The following is an 18694-nucleotide window of genomic DNA, read 5'->3' as shown; positions in this document are numbered from 1 at the left end:
GAGCACGGCGATGGGATCCCAATCGTCGCCGATCGCTTCAAGCACTGCGCTGCGCCGACGCGCCTCGTCGAGCGTCAAGTCATAGGCAAAGTCAAGGTCGGGCATCGCTCCCCCAGGATTAGCTATACAAACGAATGGTTAGGATGCCCTAATCACGGTCATTAGACTATGAGGTCCGTCACTTTCGTGGTTTGAGGTCCGTCACACTTGGTCGTCCTCGGGCCCACGGGTGCTGAATCTCGGCGATCGCAAACCGCAATCGGCGATCCCCCGCCCGTCGCCGAGCACGAGTCATCAATACGTCACGGTGACAAAAGATCAGCGGGCAAGCCCACCGTTTGCGGCGCCATGAACGTGCATGTCTTCGCACGGCGACGAACTGGGCTTTACCCATGACAAGTGAGATACTGCCTGCTTAGCGGCGATGTGCCTCCGCCTGCCGAATTCGTCCGTTGACGAAAGCCTGAGGAAGTCGTGATTTCGAAGGTTCTGGTCGCTAATCGCGGAGAGATCGCGATCCGGGCCTTCCGGGCCGCCTACGAGCTGGGCATCGCCACCGTTGCGGTGTACCCCTATGAGGACCGCAACTCGCAGCATCGGCTGAAGGCCGACGAGTCGTACCAGATCGGCGAGAAGGGCCATCCCGTTCGAGCGTATTTGTCGGTCGATGAAATCATCCGGGTCGCTCAGGAGTCGGGCGCCGACGCCGTCTACCCAGGTTACGGCTTCTTATCGGAAAACCCGGATCTGGCCGCCGCGTGTGCCGACGCGGACATCACCTTCGTCGGGCCGCGCGCGGACATCCTCGAATTGGCGGGGAACAAATCCAGGGCGATTGCGGCGGCGCGCGCGGCGGGGTTGCCGGTACTCCATTCATCGGCGCCGTCGTCGTCGCACGACGAGTTGATGGCGGCCGCCGAATCGATGGAGTTCCCGTTGTTCGTCAAAGCGGTGTCCGGTGGCGGCGGACGCGGCATGCGACGGGTGGCCGACCCGGCGGCACTGCCCGAAGCGATCGAGGTGGCGTCGCGCGAGGCGGAGTCGGCATTCGGTGATCCGACGCTGTACCTGGAGCAGGCGGTGCTCAACCCGCGACACATCGAGGTGCAGATCCTGGCCGACACCCACGGCAACGTGATGCACCTGTTCGAACGCGACTGCAGCCTGCAGCGGCGCCACCAGAAGGTCATCGAGCTGGCACCCGCACCCAACCTGCCCGAAGAACTGCGCGACAAGGTTTGCGCCGACGCGGTCGCTTTCGCGCGCCAGATCAACTACTCGTATGCGGGCACCGTCGAATTCCTGCTCGACGAGCGCGGCCACTATGTGTTCATCGAGATGAATCCCCGTATCCAGGTTGAGCACACCGTCACCGAGGAGATCACGGATGTCGACCTGGTCGCCTCTCAGCTGCGCATCGCCGACGGCGAGACGCTCGAAGACCTTGGGCTGAGCCAACATTCGCTGCAGCTGCACGGGGCGGCGATGCAGTGCCGGATCACGACCGAAGACCCGGCCAACGGCTTCCGCCCGGACACCGGGCGAATCACGGCCTATCGGACGCCCGGTGGCGCGGGCATCCGTTTGGACGGCGGCACACATTTGGGTGCCGAGATCAGCGCACATTTCGATTCGATGCTGGTCAAGCTGACCTGTCGGGGGCGTGATTTCCCGGCGGCGGTGTCCCGCGCCCGCCGCGCACTGGCCGAATTCCGCATCCGCGGCGTGTCGACCAATATCCCGTTCTTGCAGGCGGTGGTCAACGATCCGGATTTCCGCGCGGGCCGGGTGACCACGTCGTTCATCGACGAGCGCCCCTACCTTCTGACCGCGCGCACCCCGGCCGACCGCGGCACCAAGATCCTGAACTACCTGGCCGACGTGACCGTCAACCAGCCGCACGGCCGGCGACCGTCGGCGGTCTACCCACAGGACAAACTGCCCCACATCGACCTTGAATCGGAGCCGCCGCCGGGCAGCAAGCAGTTGCTGGCCGAAGCGGGCCCGGAGGGGTTCGCGCGGTGGCTTCGTGAGTCGAGGCCTATCCGCGTCACCGAGACGACGTTTCGCGATGCCCACCAGTCGCTGCTGGCAACGCGGCTTCGCACCACGGGATTGGTTGCGGTGGCCCCGTATATCGCCCGAATGACTCCGCAGCTGCTCTCGATCGAGTGCTGGGGTGGAGCGACCTACGATGTGGCCCTTCGGTTCTTGAAGGAAGACCCATGGGAGCGGCTGGCCGCGCTGCGCGAGGCGGTCCCCAACATCTGCCTGCAGATGCTGCTGCGGGGCCGCAATACCGTGGGCTACACGCCGTATCCCGAGTCGGTGACTTACGCCTTCATCCAGGAAGCAACCGCGACCGGGATCGACATCTACCGCATCTTCGATGCTTTGAACAACGTGGAGTCGATGCGGCCGGCGATCGACGCGGTGCGCGAAACCGGCACAGCGGTGGCCGAAGTCGCGATGAGCTATACCGGCGACCTGTCCGATCCGAAGGAAAACCTCTACACGCTCGACTACTACCTGAAATTGGCCGAGCAGATCGTCGAGGCGGGCGCGCACGTCCTGGCGATCAAGGACATGGCCGGCCTGCTGCGCCCACAGGCCGCGGAGCAGTTGATTGGTGGGCTGCGCAGTCGATTCGATCTGCCGGTGCACGTACACACCCACGACACCCCCGGCGGGCAGTTGGCCACGTATGTGGCGGCCTGGCATGCCGGCGCCAACGCCGTCGACGGCGCGGCGGCGCCAATGGCGGGCACCACCAGTCAGCCCGCGCTGTCTTCGATCGTGGCCGCGGCTGCCCACACCGAGTACGACACCGGTTTGTCGCTGACGGCGGTGTGTGGTCTGGAGCCGTATTGGGAGGCGCTGCGCAAGGTGTACGCGCCGTTCGAATCCGGCCTGCCGGGCCCCACCGGCCGGGTTTATTACCACGAGATTCCCGGCGGTCAATTGTCGAATCTGCGGCAGCAGGCGATCGCCCTGGGTTTGGGTGATCGGTTCGAGGAGGTCGAAGAGGCCTATGCCGGCGGGGACCGTATCCTTGGCCGGCTAGTCAAGGTCACCCCGTCCAGCAAGGTGGTCGGTGATCTCGCACTGGCGTTGGTGGGCGCCGGCGTAACCGCGGACGAATTCGCCGCCGATCCAGCCAGTTTCGACATTCCCGATTCGGTGATCGGCTTCTTGCGTGGCGAGCTCGGCGATCCGCCCGGTGGATGGCCGGAACCATTGCGCACCAAGGCGCTGGCCGGGCGCCCGCCCGCAAAACCGGAGCAGGGGCTTTCGGCCGAGGACGAGGCGCTGTTGACGCGGGTGGGCACGAAGCGGCAGGCCGCGCTCAACCGGCTCCTATTCCCCGGGCCGACAAAGGAATTCGAGGCTCACCGGGATGCCTACGGCGACACGACCAGTCTGACCGCCAACCAGTTCTTCTACGGCCTGCGCCGCGGCGAGGAACACCGGGTGAGGCTGGAACGTGGGGTGGAACTACTCATCGGCCTGGAAGCAATCTCCGAACCCGACGAACGCGGCATGCGCACCGTGATGTGCATCCTCAACGGCCAGCTGCGGCCGGTGCTGGTGCGCGACCAGAGCATCGCCACCGACATCCCCATCGCGGAGAAGGCAGACCGCTCCAATCCCGACCACGTGGCCGCGCCGTTTGCCGGCATGGTCACCCTCACCGTCAACGTCGGCGACGAGGTGGAGGCCGGACAAACCATCGCCACCATCGAGGCCATGAAGATGGAAGCCGCCATCACCGCCCCGAAAGCGGGAGGCGTTGCCCGCGTTGCTGTCTCTGCCACCGCGCAGGTTGAAGGCGGCGACCTGCTGATGGTCATCACTTGACAGGTCGGCCGGTGACGTGAAGAAAGGCATCGCGACGGTCGGGGTGCAGTGCCAATACCTACGCCGGATTACGCAGACGGGCTGTGATCGACCGTCCGCCTTGGCGGGTCCCCGTTACTGCGGCCCACACACCCGGGGAGATTCAGTCAGCGGCAATCTTCCAGGATGTTTTGCAAGGTCGGCGTTTTCGCCGCCCGCGCCGACACATTGAAGCTTTTAGACCTCGTTATACACGGTGCGTCCAAAAAAATCCTTGTATCTTTGCCAGCCCGGATATCTGTACTTTACAATTGTGTCGATTTCTTTCCGCCTGGCCCGCTCTTCCTCTTCGCTGAGTTTCTTTTGAGCCTGTGTTTGTTCAAGCTTCCTGAATTTATCTTCATTACTCTTGAGCCTCTTAGCCGAGTTAAAGAGGCGCTTGGCCGCATCAAAGATGATTTTCCCGGATCCCACGGGTAGCCGGTACCTGGCCGGGTCACTTGACGCCGCCGGATTCGCCGCCATCTGCAACGGCGGCACATTAGCAGCCTCGGCCTCGACGTAGGTTGCAGCGCTGCGGGTCAAGTTCTGCACGAACTGGTCGTGGAATGCCACAGCTTTGGCGCTGAGCGCCTGAAATTCCTCAGCGTGGGAGCCGAATACGGCCGCGATAGCCGTGGACACCTCGTCAGCGCCGGCAGCCAACAGCCCCGTGGTCGGGCCTGCCGCGGCCGAATTGGCCTCGCTGATCATCGAACCGATCTTCGTCAAATCCGAAGCCGCAGCCGTCATCGGCTCCGGCGCTGCGCTCACAAACCCCACCGATACCTCCGGCACCTCAAGTTACTCCGAGATGTCGCTCCCGATCGGCGACAGGGCGATGGTAATACATCCCGTGGCAGTGCACTGCGCTTGTGCCGGGCCGCCGGGCCGCCGCCACGCGCTTTTGGGCCGCGGCAGCAGTCGTCTGGCCCGACAACGACGCACCATACTAGCTTTCAAGCGGCATCGTGAAAGATCAGGCCGAGGGCGTAGCGCTCACCTGAGCGCACGACGGAAACCCCGTGGCGCACCGGAGCGGCCGACCATCCCCGCGTCGAGCGGATCGGCCGTTCCCTGGTGGTGAAGATGAAGCCATGTCCTTGCGGCAACATGATCGCGGTGCCCCGTGACTGCGCCCGCGGCCGTTGCTCGACGAGGAGGAATTCGCCGCCCGTGTATGCCACGCCCGGTTCGGAGAGGTTGATGACGACTTGCAACGGAAAGACCAAGTCGCCGTAGAGGTCTCGATGCAGAGCGTTCCAGTCGCCGGGACCGTACTTCAGCATGAGGGCAGTCGGTTTGGTCTGGTCGGCGCGATGGCACATGCGCAACCATTCGTCAAGTGTGTCGGGCCAGGGTGGGTCGCGGCGCAGCTTGGCCCACCAGTCCCGCGCGATGGGCAACAACCGCGGGTAGAGGGCATGTTTCAGCTCCTCGATCGGGCTTGGATACGGCCTATCGAAGTAGCGGTACTCGCCTTCTCCGTAGCGGTGGCGTCCCATGTCGATGGTGCGGCGAAACAACTTGTCGTTGCGGTAGAGAGCACGCACCGGCCCACACTCTTCGGGAGTGATCAGCCGTGGAAGCAGCGCGCCACCAAGGTCATTCATGTCGTCGGTGACCGCGTCCCAGTCTGCTGCCTGCACTCGGCGACCCCATGTCGACGGCATCAGAACAACCTGTCGGCGGCCGCGGGCACCGGCGCCTCCAGATCGAGCAGGAACCGTTTGCGCTTCAGGCCGCCCGCGTAACCCGTTAGGGCGCCGTCTTTTCCGACGACGCGGTGACACGGGACGATGATGCTGAGCGGATTGCGGCCCACCGCCTGGCCGACTTCGTATGCCGTGAACGTGCCGCCCAAGTCGGCGGCCAGCTCGCCATAGGTAGTGGTCGCACCGTAGGCGATCTCGGCCAATAACTCCCAGACTCGCTGCCGGCGCGGCTCACCGCGGAGGGCAATGGGTAGATCGAACGCCGTGCGATTTCCGGTGAAGTATTGGTGGAGCTGGTCCGCCGCGCGATCGAAAAGGGCGTCGCCGGCCGGCTCAACGCAGCGGCCCAGATCGTCGGCTCTCGGCGGGTGCCAGTGGTGCGGGAAGTACAGCCCCGTCAGGGTTTCGCCGTTCCTGGCCAGCGTCAGCCCGCCGAGGGGACTATCGATCACCGTGTGCAGTGTGTGCATCGTTAACCCTTCGCAGCATCGTCCTCGTGGGCAATCAGCCTGTTTTGCAACTCCTCGTACGGCGCGCATGGCGGCAGTGGCTGTCCGTCGCGTACGGCCCGGGCAACCTGGGCGGCCGCGTACGAAGCCGCGCGGTATGGCGCCGAACCGGTTGACACACGGGCTACCCCCAGCCGGCCGAGATCGGTAAGCGTGAGGTCCGGCACGGGCAGCGTGTTGAGCGGGCGCGGAATATTGCGAACAAGTTCGGCGAGTTCGACGCGATCGTTGGCCAACGGCACAAAAATCCCGTCGGCGCCCGCCTCGACATAACGAAGGGCCCGCTCGATCGTGGTCGCAATGTCGGCGTGCTCGTGCAGCCAATAGGTGTCAACACGGGCATTGATGAACACTTCAGGATTGCGCTGTTTGATCGCGGCGACTTTGGCAGCTGCCAGAGCCGGGTCGATAAGTTCTCCATCGGTGCTGTCTTCGATGTTGATCCCGGCAACGGGCAATCGCGCTACATAGTCGGCCACGGCGTCGGGTTCGTCGCTGTATCCGTCTTCGATGTCGATGCTGACGTGACAACGCAGCGGGGCCAAGGCGTTGGCAAGCGAGAGGTTCGCGTCCCCGGTAACGCGTCCCCCGTCGTGGCGACCGATGCTGGATGCGACGCCAAAGCTGGTGGTGCCGATCGCCGTGAAGCCGTCCGCCAGGAATGCCAGCGCCGAGGGGACATCCCACGCGTTAGGCAAAACGAACGCAGCGCCTTGGCGATGAAGGGCGCGAAAGCTCATCTGTCACCTCACCGTTGTCGTCTGTCCACTACTCAAGTAGACGTCCGCTCGGTCGACGACGTGAGGTCCCGCGGGCGACTGGTAGCCGAATACGCTTCTCACATTTCACACGTCGCAGACGTCTTCAGGACGGGACCAGTATGTTTTGCGGGAGGAATTCGCATGTTCATCCAATGCTGTCGGTGACGACGGGTGACCGTAAAACGCCACGTCAAGCCGCCGTTTGAGGCCATAGTGGCGCAGCACGGCGCCACGGTCTTCCGAGTCGTTCGTGCGGTGGTCGGACACGCCGACGCGGATGACGCGTGGTCGGAAACGTTCCTGTCCGCCTTGCGCGCGTACCCAAAACTACCGGCCGACGCAAATATCGAGGCATGGCTGGTTACCATCGCCCACCGCAAAGCCATCGACATGGTGAGGGCAGTGTCGCGCAGGGCCGTACCTGTCGCTGATCCGCCTGACTCCCCCGCGCACGATCGGGCCGACACCCGCGATCTCGACCTCGACGCCGCCGTCACCGCGCTGCCGCCCAAACAACGCCAGGCCGTGGCCTACCACTATCTGGCCGGCCTCCCCTACTCCGACATCGCTGAGATCCTCGGCGGCAGCGTCGCCGCCGCCCGCCGCGCCGCGGCTGACGGGATCGCCTCCCTGCGCCGCACCTATCCCCCCATCGCCCCAAGGAACCATCAGTGACCGCAGAGAACCTGACGCAGTACTTCCCCGTCGACCACGACCATCTCCAACGTCTACACGCCCGACTGGAACGAGACGCCCAAGCCGGTGATCTACTCGACATCGCCTACCGCACAGTCGATTCCGCGCTCGGCGCACTCATGTTGGCGGCGACGCCTCGCGGCGTGCTCCGGGTGGCATTCGCCAACGAAGACCACGACAGCGTGTTGCAGAACCTCGCAGATCGCATCAGCCCGCGAGTACTCGAAGCACCCGGACGCCTGGATCCGATGGTTCGACAACTGGACGAATACCTATCCGGTCGTCGCCACGACTTTGACGTGGCGCTGGATTGGTCGCTGTCGCAAGGCTTTCGGCGTACGGTGCTGGACCACCTCAAGGGAAACGTAGGCTACGGCACCACGGTGAGCTATGCGACCCTGGCCCAACTGTCCGGCTCGCCCAGGGCGGTGCGCGCCGTCGGGACCGCGTGCGCGACCAACCCGATCCCCATTTTCGTGCCGTGCCACCGGGTGATCCGCTCCGACGGAACCCCCGGGGCATATCGGGGCGGACCCGCCGCCAAGCGCGTGTTGCTCGATCTCGAGCGGGATCGTTAGCTCTCAGTCGCCCGGCGACGACCAGTGCACGACCTTCATGGTGGTCATCTCGTCGAGAAGTTCGGGGCCGAAGCCGAACCCGCTGCCGCTGGCGCGGCGCGGCTCGGATGCTCCGCCGGGGGCGCCGCCGAACACGTTGTTGATCTTCACCGTCCCCACGGGGAGACTGCGCCACGCATCCTGCGCGTGCGCCATGTCCCCCGTCAGCACGGTGGCGGCTAGGCCGTAGCGGTCATCGGCAGCCTCGGTAAGGGCCGCGGCGAAGTCGGGCACCACCCGCACCGGGGCGATGGGACCGAACGTTTCTTCGCACATCACCAGCATGTCCGGCGTGCAGTCCGTCAGCACCGTCGGCGGGTAGTAGGAGCCCGGACCCGGGCGCGGCTCGCCGCCGGCCACGATATGCGCCCCGCGTCGGACGGCGTCCTCAACGTGCGAGTGCACGTGCGCGCGGTGGCAATCATCGACCAGCGGTCCGATCCGTTCGGCCCACGACGTCGCCTCGTCCGCCAGCGCGTGAATGAACGGGTCGGCGAGGGACCGCACGACGTAAATCCGCTCGACCGACACGCAGATCTGACCCGCATTGGCGAAGGCGCCCAGTGCAGCCTGGCGCGCGGCCCACCGCGGCTCCGCATCGGCGTCGACGATCAGCGCATCGTTGCCGCCGTTTTCCAACAGCACCTTGGCACCGCGCTCCGCGCAAACGCGGGTGATCTCTCGACCGGTCGCGCTGCTGCCCACGTGCGCGACCATGTCGACGCGCTCGTCCTCGGCCAATCGAGCACCGACCGTCCCGTCGCCGTCCACGATTTCCAGCACCCCGTCGGGGAGACGGGCGGCCAGCAGTTCGGCGAACCGCCGACCCGTCTGCGGACTCCGTTCGCTCGGCTTGTGCACCACGGTGTTTCCGGTCACGAGCGCCGCGCCGAGCAGGCCCGCGGCCACCGCGACGGGATCATTCCACGGCGCCAGCACCGCCACCACACCCCGCGGCTGGGGAACCATCAGATCGGTCGCCGACCACCTGCCCTGCAGGCTGCGACCGCGGTGCAGCGGCCCGAGCTGGGCGTACTGCAAAAGAGTGCCGATTCCGGCGTCCACGCCCCCACGCGCGTCGCCGCGCAGCTTCCCGGTCTCGCGCTCATCCAGCTCGGCGAGTTCGTCGGCGGCATCGCGGATATCGGCCGCCGCCGCGGCTACCGCGGCTGCTCTTTCTGCGGGCGCGGCGCTGGCCCACGCGTCGGCGGCACCCGCGGCGCGGGCGACCGCGGCGTCACAGTCGGACGGTTCGGTGAACGGCAATTGTGTGACGGTGTCGCCGGTCCGGGGATCGAGAACGCTGATGATCTTGGTCAGAGCGGAAGGCACGACCCCGAATACCCTGTTCATCTCCCGGCCAATCTGCCGGCCGAATGTGAGCACACAGCGTAGGGTCGGCCTGGGCCAGCGCACGGGACCGGAGAGCACGCAATGGCAGGCGGATCCGCCAAACACACATTCACCTCACGCCACGCGATAGATCCCGATCTGCGCAAGGTGGCCCGCGTGCTGCCCCGCGGCTATGCGCTCTACGGCGGCTACAAGTTTCAACGCGGACTGATGAACATGATGGGCAACGCCGGACGACTCCGTGACGTCCCAGTCGCCGCGGTCAACGAGCACGTCACGGTTCGCCTGCATCGTCCGGCCGGTCTCCCCGACCGGGCACCGGCCATGTTGTGGATCCACGGCGGGGGGACGGTCATGGGCCACGCCGCCCAGGACGACAAGTACCTGCGCAGGTTGTCTCGTATCGCCGACGTCGCGGTGGCTGCGGTGGAACACCGCCTGGCGCCCGAGCATCCCTATCCCACCCCGGTGGAAGATTGTTATGCGGCGCTGCGCTGGCTGGCGCGCCAACCGTGGGTGGATCCGGATCGAGTCGCCGTCGGAGGCGCAAGTGCCGGTGGGCATTTCGCGGCCGCGGTGGCGCAGCGCGCCCACGACCGCAACGAGTTCAAGCTGTCCTTTCAGCTGCTGGTGTATCCGATGCTCGATGATCGCACCGGCGCCAATCGCGATGGTCCCAGACGCATAATGTGGACCGAGACCGACAATCAGCTGGCCTGGCGCTGGTATCTGAACGGGGCGGATCCTCAGGAGGCCGCGCCGGCCCGCCGCGAAGACTTGTCCGGGCTGGCGCCCGCCTGGATCGGCGTCGGGACGTTGGATCTGTTCTATCGGGAGTGCGTCGAGTATGCCCGGCGCCTACGGGAGGCCGGTGTTCCGGTGCACGAGGAGATCGCCCCGGGCGCCTTTCACGCGTTCGACCAAGTCGCGCAGAATGCGCCGATTTCGGTGAAATTCTTCGCCAGCCAGTGTGAGCACCTGCGGAAAGCCCTCGCCCGACCCGTTGGTTGACTGCAAAGTTTGCGTGCCGTGCAACCATATTGGTCATGGCCAATCCCCTGGGTCTTCGGGAGCGCCGCCGCCGACAGACCAGCGCGGACATCCGCGATGCCGCAGTGCGCTTGGCGCAAGAACGCGGCTTCGACAAGGTGACGATCGAAGAGATCTGCGTCGAAGCCGGCATTTCGGCCCGCACGTTCTTCAACTACTTCCCGAACAAAGAGTCCGCCATCGCCTACGGTCCCTCGGACCTGCCCGCCGACCAGGCCGCGGATTTTGTCGCGGCCGGCCCAGCCGCGTATCGGGTCGTGCTGGCAGAACTGATCACCCTCGCGGCGCACCATCTTCGCGACATGCCGCCGAGGCGCGAAAAGGCCGCCGCCATGCTCGAACTCGCGAAGACGAGCCCCGCTGTGCTGACCGCCTTCCTTGCGGAGTTGGAAAGGTTCCAAATTCAACTCACCGACATCGTTGCCCGACGCCAAGGCATGCGCCCCGACGACGAAATACCGGCGTTGATCTCCGCCTTGGCGTTGACGGCCGTTCGCTCAGGCATCGAGCGCTGGGCCAGCGCGGAGCCACAAGATTCCGACGACACGCCGATGCCCTACGTCGAACGCGCCGCAGCGCTGGTCAACAGCATCTTCACGGACTGACGAGCTGACAGTTACCTAGATCACTTTTTTGCATTATCTGCAAACTATGCAGGGGCTGTATCATGCCTTCATGGCAGCGCGCGACGACGGGAGACGCCAGCACCTGCCATCGGATGCCCGTTTCGCTTCAACCGCTGATGGCTTTGCGGTGGCTTTGCCGATGGCTTCGCCGATGGCATTGTGGCGCAACGTCATCGATCGCTGACGCAGGGCTATCACACCACCGCGCGTGACAAGGGAGGGGACGCACCCCGATGCAGATGTCAAGGCTCGTGCGCAATGCGTGGTTACCGCTGCTGATCGTGGCGGTGGTGGTGGTCGGCGGTTTCACCGTTGCGCGGGTCAAATCGTTCTTTGCCGCCGAGAATGCCGCTCCGGTGTCCAACGGGCGCATCGACGATTCCAAGCCGTTCAAGCCCAAGGTCGTCAAGTATGAGGTTTTCGGCTCGGCGAGCAGCGCAAACGTGAACTATCTGGACCTCAGCGCCGATCCCAAGCGAGTCGACGGCGCACCGTTGCCCTGGACGCTGGTCGTGAGCACGACCGCCCCGTCGGTCTTCCCGAACCTGTCGGCACAAAGCGATGGTGACCGCCTGGGTTGCCGCATCACCATCGACGACGAGGTCAAGGACGAGAACATTACCAACGGCGTGCACGCCCTGACCTTTTGCTTGGTGAAATCCGCATGAGCGCAAGCGCTGAACACGCGGCCGACGCCCGCACCGACGCCCTCCCGATCGCCCGGCACACCATGCGTCCCGCGATCCCGCGGATCATCCGCAGGTTCGCGGTGCTCATTATCATCGGCTGGGTCGCGATCATCGCGGTGCTCAATGTGACTGTCCCGCAACTGGACAAGGTCGGGCAGATGCGTTCGGTCTCGATGAGCCCCGACGACGCGCAGTCGGTCATCGCCACCAGGCACGTGGGTGAGGTGTTCGGCGAGTACAAGTCCAACAGCTCGGTGATGATCGTGTTGGAGGGCCAAAACCCGCTCGGTGCCGACGCCCACGCCTATTACGACCGGATCGTCCAAAAGCTCGACGCCGACACCAAACACGTCGAACACGTCCAGGACATGTGGAGCGATCCGTTGAGCGGTGCGGGCGTCCAAAGCAACGACGGCAAGGCCGCCTATGTCCAGGTCTACCTCGCCGGCAACCAGGGCGAGGCGCTGGCCAACGAGTCGGTGGAGGCCGTCCAAAACGTCGTCAAGAGCGTGCCGGTGCCCAGCGGTATCAAGGCGTATGTCACCGGACCGGCCGCGCTCGCGGCCGATCAGCACATCGCAGGCGACCGCAGCCTGCAAGTGATCACCACCGTGACGTTCCTGGTCATCATCGCAATGCTGTTGCTGGTCTATCGATCCATCGTCACGGTGCTACTCACCTTGATGATGGTGGTGCTCGAACTATCCGCTGCCCGGGGCATGGTCGCCTTCCTCGGCTACTACAAAATCATCGGGCTCTCCACGTTCGCCACCAACCTGTTGGTGACGCTGGCGATCGCGGCCGCGACCGACTATGCGATCTTCCTGATAGGGCGGTATCAGGAGGCCCGGGCCGTCGGCGAATCGCGAGAAGACGCCTACTACACGATGTTCGGCGGCACCGCGCACGTCGTGCTCGGTTCGGGCATGACGATCGCCGGCGCGACATTCTGCCTGCACTTCACCAACCTGCCGTACTTTCAAACGCTCGGTATCCCATTGGCCATCGGCATGGTGGTGGTAGTGGCGGCGGCATTGACGCTTGGCCCCGCGGTGATCTCGGTGGCCGCGCGCTTCGTGCAGACACTCGAGCCCAAGCGCGCACAACGTATCCGGGGCTGGCGCAAGGTCGGGGCCGTCGTCGTCCGCTGGCCCGGCCCGGTCCTCATCGTGACGATCGCAATCGCTCTCGTCGGACTGTTGACCCTGCCCGGTTATCGGACCAACTACAACGACCGCAGGTACCTTCCCGCGGACCTGCCCGCCAACGCGGGCTACGCGGCCGCGGACCGGCATTTCTCGAAGGCTCGGATGAACCCCGAGTTGCTGATGATCGAAAGCGACCACGATCTGCGCAATTCCACGGACTTTTTGGTCATCGACAAGGTCGCCAAGGCGGTCTTCCGGGTGCCCGGAATTTCGCGCGTGCAAGCCATCACCCGACCGCAGGGCACCCCGATCGAGCACACGTCGATCCCGTTCCAGATCAGCATGCAAGGCGTCACCCAGCAGATGACTCAGAAGTACCAGCAAGACCAGCTGGCCGACATGCTCAAGCAGGCCGACGAGATGCAGACGACGATCGACAGCATGGTCAAGATGCAGAGCATCACCCAGCAGATGGCCGACAGCATGCACGTCATGGTCAAGAAGATGCACGACATGACCTTGGACATCGCCGAATTGCGCGATCACATGGCCGATTTCGAGGACTTCTTCCGTCCCCTTCGCAGCTACTTCTACTGGGAGAAGCATTGCTTCGACATCCCGGTGTGCTGGTCCTTGCGCTCCGTTTTCGATGCCCTCGACGGCATCGACACCATGACCGACGACATTCAGAGCCTGCTGCCCGTCATGGATCACCTCGACTCCCTGATGCCTCAGATGGTGGCGCTGATGCCCTCGATGATCGAGAACATGAAGACAATGAAAACCACGATGCTGACCATGTATTCGACCCAGAAGGGACTGCAGGATCAGCAGAACGAGGCTCAGAAGAACTCCAGTGCCATGGGGAAGGCGTTCGACGCGTCCAAGAACGACGACTCGTTCTACCTGCCGCCGGAAATCTTCAACAACGCCGAGTTCAAGAAGGGCATGAAGAATTTCCTGCCGCCCGATGGCCACGCCGTGCGCTTCATCATCAGCCACGACGGCGATCCGATGACGCCCGAGGGCATTTCGCATATCGATGCGATCAAGAAGGCTACCTACGAAGCGCTCAAGGGTACGCCTTTGGAGGGCTCCAAGATCTACCTCGGCGGCACCGCGGCGACGTATAAGGACATGCAGGATGGCAGCAACTACGACCTGCTGATCGCCGGAATCGCCTCGCTGTGCTTGATTTTCATCATCATGCTGATCATCACGCGAAGCGTCGTGGCCTCGGCGGTGATCGTGGGCACGGTTTTGCTTTCGCTGGGGGCATCTTTCGGGCTGGCGGTGCTCATCTGGCAGCATCTGATCGGCATCGAACTACATTGGATGGTGCTAGCGATGTCCGTCATCATCCTGTTGGCCGTAGGTGCCGACTACAACCTGCTCCTGGTGTCGCGGTTCAAGGAGGAGATCCATGCGGGCCTGAACACCGGCATCATCCGCGCGATGGGCGGTACCGGATCGGTCGTCACCTCTGCGGGTCTGGTGTTCGCGTTCACGATGATGACGATGGCGGTGAGCCAACTGACGGTCATCGGTCAGGTGGGCACCACCATCGGGCTCGGCCTGCTCTTCGACACGCTCATCGTGCGTTCGCTGATGACGCCGTCAATCGCCGCACTGCTAGGCAAATGGTTCTGGTGGCCACAACGTGTCCGTCAACGACCCGTGCCGTCACCGTGGCCCGCGCCGGCCAAGAAGGCCGAAGAACTCGTCAACGCTTAACGGTTCGCCGCGAGACTGCAACTACCGACGGTCCTACTTGAGAAACGCGTAGCGGAATACAGTTTCGCGGCCAAAATGCGCTACGTGACCCACTCCGGTTGCTGGCCGGCGTCGACGGCGGAGAAGTCCTTGTGCCCCAAGCCGGCGGTGGTGCCCCCGTCCACAACGAACTCCGAACCGGTCGAATAGCTCGACTCGTCGCTGGCCAGGTATACCACCAGATGGGAAACCTCCCGGGGATCGGCGGCCCGGCCCAACGCCGTCTGGAAGATGTCCTCGGGCACCCATTGGGTCATCGGCGTCCTGATCAGCCCGGGATGGATAGAATTCACTCGAATCCCGCTCGGCCCCAACTCGAGTGCCGCCGACTTGGTCAACCCGCGTACACCGAATTTGCTTGCGGTGTAACCGTGGCAGGCGATGGTCCCAGCCATCCCCTCGATCGATGAGATGTTGATGATCGATCCCCGCCCCGCTTCCTTCATGGGCGTGACCACCGCGCGGATGCCGAGAAACACGCCCGTCAAGTTGACATCGAGAATTCGCTGCCACTCGGAGAGTTGGTAGTCCTCCAGCGTGCCGATGTTGAGGATGCCGGCGTTGTTGACCAGCACGTCGACTCCGCCGAACTCGCTCACTGCGGTGGCGACCGCGGATTCCCATTGCTCGGGCTTGGTGACGTCGAGATGCACGTAGCGCACCGCGTCGCCGAGTTCCGCGGCCACCGCCTTTCCCTCGTCGTCGAGGATGTCGCCGAACACCACCTTGGCCCCCTCGGCCACCAGCGTCCGCACGTGCGATGCACCCATCCCCCGCGCGCCCCCGCTGATGATCGCGACCTTGCCCGCCAACCGTTCTGCCACCGCGTGTCTCCCGTCGTAAGCGCGCAACTCTTGCCCAGAAGTCGAGTATGCGCCGCGGGCCGGGCGCCACAGTGACCGGGAACCGTCGGCCTCGACGCCGAGGGGTGCCGTACTTTGCTACTTGGGTTTGTCGGCAGGGTGGTGTTGCGGGCAGTAGTCCGCGGTGGCCGCGGCCACGAACGTTTGGGCCTGATCCCAGTTCAGTCGATGGGCGCCGGTGATTTGGGACACCTCATCCCTCTCCGTGAAACCGGCGTCGAGGTCGTGGCACACCGTGTGCGCTGCATTAACGTTAAAGGTCGGCGTACCGAGGTTGGCGCCGTGCGACTGCACGAAGTTGGTGAAATCCTGATCCGTTTGGTCGGCGTGCGCGACCGACGCAGGCACCAGCATGGCGGCCAGCACCGCGCCGAACGCGCACGCGCCGATCTTCTGGGTCGTTTTGCGCTGCTTCATCGTTCCCCCATGACTTTCGATGTTTTCTCCAAGAACCGGATCGACGCCCGGGTCCGCGCTTAAACCTCGAAAATTTCCGATGTTGACGGTTTTCGCTGTCGACGGTTTCCTAGGTCAATGATCTACCTGGTGAACAGGCCAGCGGCGTTAGGCCGGCGCGCGGAAGCACCGCGAACTTTCACTCGTGGTTAGACCATGATTCAGCTCTGGTTCAATTCGCTCGGCCGATCAGCACACCGGCTCGAGGGATCGCCGCGGCGGAGGTGATCGCCTTGTCGGCGTTGCCTCGGCCATCCGCTCGCTTCGCGGCGACCAAGGCCTTCCACAGGAGTGGCAAGGCCGACCACCGCGCACGAGCGGCGGCGGTGTCAGCGGTCGATCCAACCCATTTGCGCTTCGGCGTGGTGGCCGCCAACGGCCGGGGTGAGTCGGTCGAGCCTCGACAGTTGCTCAGAGGTGAGCTCGACCCCGTCGGCGCCGACGTTTTCCTCGAGCCGTTCAACCCGCTTGGTTCCCGGAATGGGCACGATGTCCGACCCTTTGGCCAGCAGCCATGCCAACGCGACCTGAGCTGGGGTGGCCCCGACGTCGGCGGCGATGTCGCGGAGTTCGTCTGCGCTCTTGAGGTTGTGCTGAAAGTTTTCGTCGAAGAAGCGCGGATTGGTCTTGCGGTAATCGCTGTCGGGAAGCTCGGCGGTGGAACGGATGGCGCCCGTGAGAAAGCCGCGGCCCAGCGGCGAATAGGCGACGAATCCGATTCCGAGTTCGCGGAGCACGTCCAGCACCCCCTCTTCGGGATCGCGGGTCCACAGCGAGTATTCGGACTGCACGGCGGTGACGGGGTGTACCCCGTGGGCGCGTCGAATGGTGTTCACGCCGACCTCGGAAAGGCCGACGTGTCTGATCTTGCCGGCCGCAACCAGTTCCGCCAGCGCACCCATCGTGTCCTCTATCGGAGTCCCGCGGTCGAGGCGGTGTTGGTAGTAGAGATCGATGTGGTCGGTCGCGAGCCTGCGCAGCGACCCCTCCACGGCGAGGCGAACATTGGCCGGACTGCTGTCGAGCCCGTCACGGCCGGTGTGCGAGAGCAGGCCGAACTTGGTCGCCAGCACCACCCGATTCCGCCGGCCGCGCAGGGCCCGAGCGACGAGCTCCTCGTTGACGTAGGGCCCATAGACCTCCGCGGTGTCGATCAGCGTGACCCCCAGATCGATGGCGCGATGAATGGTGCGCACGGATTCGGCGTCGTCGCTCCCGGCGCCCGCGTAGGCGACTGACATGCCCATCGCGCCCAGACCGATGCGTCCCACTTCGAGTTCGGCGAGATGAGCAACCTTCATGGGAGTAATTGTGCGCCCGGCTACCCCGCCGCCAAGTGACAGGTACCGTGGCGCTCGTGCACGATGGCACCCCACCGGCCCGCAACCTCGCGGTCGACTTTTACCGGGTCTCGGGCGTGGTGCTCATCGTGCTGGGGCACTGGTTGGCCGCATCGGTCACCTATCACCATGGGCATTTCGGGCGGCAGAACCCGCTCGTCGACGTGCCCTGGACGCAGTGGCTGACCTGGATTTTTCAGGCGGTTCCCGTGTTCTTCTTGGCGGCCGGCTACGCCGGCGCGGTGTCATGGACGCATCGATGTGACTCGGAGGGTTTCTCGCGGGAGGTGTGGCTCCGGCGTCGGCTGGCCCGCGTCTTAGGACCGACCGCCGTGTACGTCGCGCTGGTGTCGACGGTCGTGGGAGTTCTGGTCGCCTGTGACGTGTCCGCCACCGTGCTGGAGTACGCGGGTTGGGCGGTCGCGATGCACCTCTGGTTCCTCGCGGTCTACCTCGTGGTGGTGTCGCTGACGCCCATTGCCATTGCCGCACAACGCCGTTGGGGCTTATGGGTGCCCGGCGCGCTGGCGGTGGGAGTGGCCGTTCTGGATGCGGCCACGATCGTCGGGCACGTGCCGTATGTCGGCTGGGTCAACTATTTCCTGTGCTGGGGAGCGCTCTACCAGCTCGGAATCGCTTGGTATTGCGGGCTGTTGGCCGGTCGCAGACCCGTTGTGCTCGCGGTCGGTGCGGGTGTCGCGCTGGCGCTGTCGATCTGGCTGGGTCGTTATCCGGTCAGCATGATCGGCGTTCCCGGCCAGGCGGTGCAGAACACCACGCCGCCCACGGTGGCGATGCTGGCCTTCGCCTGCGCGCAGGCCGGTTTGGTGGTGACACTCGCACCCGCGCTCAACCGCGTGCTCCGCGCCGGCGTGATCCGGCGGGTACTGTCCGCGGCGAACGAGAATGTGATGGCCCTTTACCTCTGGCACATGATTCCCGTCGTGATCGTGGCGATCGTCGCTTACCCGGCGGCACTGTTCCCGCAACCGCCCGAGGGCACCGCCGCATGGTGGCTGGTCCGGCTCGAATGGGTCGTCGTACTCAGCCTGGTGACGGCGGCGGAGATGGTGCTGTTGTGGTGGCAGCGACGGTTCTTCGCCGCGCCGCTGCCGAGGCTCGCCATACCCGCCCCACAGCGCTGGGGCGAACCGGTCATGCTGGCCGGTGCCGCGATGGCCGCCTTGAGCCTTCACTTCTTCGCCTACGCGGGCTTCGCTCC

At 64.7% G+C, this 18694-nt stretch carries 18 protein-coding genes; 9 read left to right on the top strand and 9 right to left on the bottom strand.

What is annotated here, in order from left to right; translation table 11 throughout:
- The coding region (locus tag JO059_RS20500; protein ID WP_293322108.1) for a DUF6400 family protein at positions 1–105 on the bottom strand (105 nt) is incomplete at its 3' end.
- A 369-nt stretch (positions 106–474) separates the two neighbouring features.
- Here JO059_RS20500 and JO059_RS20495 point away from each other — a divergent pair.
- Positions 475–3858 carry a pyruvate carboxylase gene (locus tag JO059_RS20495; protein WP_293322105.1) on the top strand — a complete coding sequence of 1128 codons (3384 nt, stop codon included), beginning with the start codon at positions 475–477 and terminating at the stop codon, positions 3856–3858.
- 216 nt (positions 3859–4074) lie between these two features.
- Here JO059_RS20495 and JO059_RS20490 read toward each other — a convergent pair whose 3' ends face one another.
- The 4 genes from JO059_RS20490 to JO059_RS20475 form a co-directional block, all read right to left on the bottom strand.
- Complete coding sequence (locus JO059_RS20490; RefSeq protein WP_293322103.1) at positions 4075–4650, bottom strand: PE family protein; 576 nt, start codon at positions 4648–4650, stop codon at positions 4075–4077.
- Positions 4651–4835: 185 nt separating this feature from the next.
- Positions 4836–5549, bottom strand: a complete 714-nt coding sequence (locus JO059_RS20485) for a 2OG-Fe(II) oxygenase (protein WP_293322101.1) — start codon at positions 5547–5549, stop codon at positions 4836–4838.
- Positions 5549–6043 carry a methylated-DNA--[protein]-cysteine S-methyltransferase gene (locus JO059_RS20480; RefSeq protein WP_293322099.1) on the bottom strand — a complete coding sequence of 165 codons (495 nt, stop codon included), beginning with the start codon at positions 6041–6043 and terminating at the stop codon, positions 5549–5551. The genes JO059_RS20485 and JO059_RS20480 overlap by 1 nt, the downstream gene beginning before the upstream one ends.
- 20 nt (positions 6044–6063) lie before the next feature.
- Positions 6064–6840: an isocitrate lyase/phosphoenolpyruvate mutase family protein gene (locus tag JO059_RS20475; RefSeq protein WP_293322097.1), complete on the bottom strand. Its 777-nt coding sequence runs from the start codon at positions 6838–6840 to the stop codon at positions 6064–6066.
- A gap of 192 nt (positions 6841–7032) precedes the next feature.
- Here JO059_RS20475 and JO059_RS20470 point away from each other — a divergent pair, with 192 nt between their 5' ends.
- Both JO059_RS20470 and JO059_RS20465 read left to right on the top strand, forming a co-directional pair.
- Positions 7033–7536, top strand: coding sequence for an RNA polymerase sigma factor (locus tag JO059_RS20470; RefSeq protein ID WP_293322095.1), 504 nt, complete (start codon positions 7033–7035; stop codon positions 7534–7536).
- A complete protein-coding gene (locus JO059_RS20465) occupies positions 7533–8135 on the top strand; it encodes a methylated-DNA--[protein]-cysteine S-methyltransferase (protein WP_293322093.1) in 603 nt (200 codons plus the stop codon). The genes JO059_RS20470 and JO059_RS20465 overlap by 4 nt, the downstream gene beginning before the upstream one ends.
- Before the next feature lie 3 nt (positions 8136–8138).
- Here JO059_RS20465 and JO059_RS20460 read toward each other — a convergent pair whose 3' ends face one another.
- Positions 8139–9506, bottom strand: coding sequence for an aldehyde dehydrogenase family protein (locus tag JO059_RS20460; RefSeq protein WP_293322091.1), 1368 nt, complete (start codon positions 9504–9506; stop codon positions 8139–8141).
- Positions 9507–9608: 102 nt separating this feature from the next.
- Here JO059_RS20460 and JO059_RS20455 point away from each other — a divergent pair, with 102 nt between their 5' ends.
- The 5 genes from JO059_RS20455 to JO059_RS20435 all read left to right on the top strand — a co-directional run bounded on the left by JO059_RS20455 (position 9609) and on the right by JO059_RS20435 (position 14774).
- On the top strand, positions 9609–10538 hold the full coding sequence (locus tag JO059_RS20455; protein WP_293322089.1) for an alpha/beta hydrolase: 930 nt from the start codon (positions 9609–9611) through the stop codon (positions 10536–10538).
- A gap of 35 nt (positions 10539–10573) precedes the next feature.
- Positions 10574–11182, top strand: coding sequence for a TetR family transcriptional regulator (locus JO059_RS20450; RefSeq protein ID WP_293322087.1), 609 nt, complete (start codon positions 10574–10576; stop codon positions 11180–11182).
- Between the two features lie 70 nt (positions 11183–11252).
- The gene (locus JO059_RS20445) at positions 11253–11387 is read left to right on the top strand and encodes a hypothetical protein (protein ID WP_293322085.1); all 135 of its coding nucleotides are present in this window, start codon (positions 11253–11255) and stop codon (positions 11385–11387) included.
- Positions 11388–11436: 49 nt separating this feature from the next.
- Positions 11437–11871, top strand: a complete 435-nt coding sequence (locus tag JO059_RS20440) for an MmpS family transport accessory protein (protein WP_293322083.1) — start codon at positions 11437–11439, stop codon at positions 11869–11871.
- Complete coding sequence (locus JO059_RS20435; RefSeq protein WP_293322081.1) at positions 11868–14774, top strand: MMPL family transporter; 2907 nt, start codon at positions 11868–11870, stop codon at positions 14772–14774. Before JO059_RS20440 ends, JO059_RS20435 begins: the two co-directional genes overlap by 4 nt.
- Positions 14775–14854: 80 nt before the next feature.
- Here the strand turns inward: JO059_RS20435 and JO059_RS20430 are convergent, their stop codons facing one another.
- The 3 genes from JO059_RS20430 to JO059_RS20420 form a co-directional block, all read right to left on the bottom strand.
- Positions 14855–15637: an SDR family oxidoreductase gene (locus tag JO059_RS20430; protein WP_293322079.1), complete on the bottom strand. Its 783-nt coding sequence runs from the start codon at positions 15635–15637 to the stop codon at positions 14855–14857.
- A 117-nt stretch (positions 15638–15754) separates the two neighbouring features.
- Positions 15755–16093, bottom strand: coding sequence for a DUF732 domain-containing protein (locus JO059_RS20425; RefSeq protein WP_293322077.1), 339 nt, complete (start codon positions 16091–16093; stop codon positions 15755–15757).
- Positions 16094–16461: 368 nt separating this feature from the next.
- Entirely contained in the window at positions 16462–17433 is a 972-nt protein-coding gene (locus JO059_RS20420) for an aldo/keto reductase (protein ID WP_293322075.1), read from the bottom strand.
- A gap of 56 nt (positions 17434–17489) precedes the next feature.
- On the opposite strand from JO059_RS20420, the gene JO059_RS20415 reads away from it, so the two are divergent.
- On the top strand, positions 17490–18694 hold a 1205-nt coding region (locus tag JO059_RS20415), incomplete at its 3' end, for an acyltransferase (RefSeq protein WP_293322073.1).

The sequence above is a fragment of the Mycobacterium sp. genome, from assembly GCF_019247615.1.
In the GTDB taxonomy this organism is placed as follows: domain Bacteria; phylum Actinomycetota; class Actinomycetes; order Mycobacteriales; family Mycobacteriaceae; genus Mycobacterium.
This window is presented reverse-complemented; position numbering and strand designations above follow the sequence as displayed.

What these genes read in the sequence shown, in the direction of transcription:
- JO059_RS20475 (WP_293322097.1), bottom strand. Translation starts at nt 6,840, where the DNA reads ATGAGCTTTCGCGCCCTTCATCGCCAAGGCGCTGCGTTCGTTTTGCCT.
- JO059_RS20440 (WP_293322083.1), top strand. Translation starts at nt 11,437, where the DNA reads ATGCAGATGTCAAGGCTCGTGCGCAATGCGTGGTTACCGCTGCTGATC.
- JO059_RS20485 (WP_293322101.1), bottom strand. Translation starts at nt 5,549, where the DNA reads ATGCCGTCGACATGGGGTCGCCGAGTGCAGGCAGCAGACTGGGACGCG.
- JO059_RS20455 (WP_293322089.1), top strand. Translation starts at nt 9,609, where the DNA reads ATGGCAGGCGGATCCGCCAAACACACATTCACCTCACGCCACGCGATA.
- JO059_RS20450 (WP_293322087.1), top strand. Translation starts at nt 10,574, where the DNA reads ATGGCCAATCCCCTGGGTCTTCGGGAGCGCCGCCGCCGACAGACCAGC.
- JO059_RS20435 (WP_293322081.1), top strand. Translation starts at nt 11,868, where the DNA reads ATGAGCGCAAGCGCTGAACACGCGGCCGACGCCCGCACCGACGCCCTC.
- JO059_RS20445 (WP_293322085.1), top strand. Translation starts at nt 11,253, where the DNA reads ATGGCAGCGCGCGACGACGGGAGACGCCAGCACCTGCCATCGGATGCC.
- JO059_RS20425 (WP_293322077.1), bottom strand. Translation starts at nt 16,093, where the DNA reads ATGAAGCAGCGCAAAACGACCCAGAAGATCGGCGCGTGCGCGTTCGGC.
- JO059_RS20420 (WP_293322075.1), bottom strand. Translation starts at nt 17,433, where the DNA reads ATGAAGGTTGCTCATCTCGCCGAACTCGAAGTGGGACGCATCGGTCTG.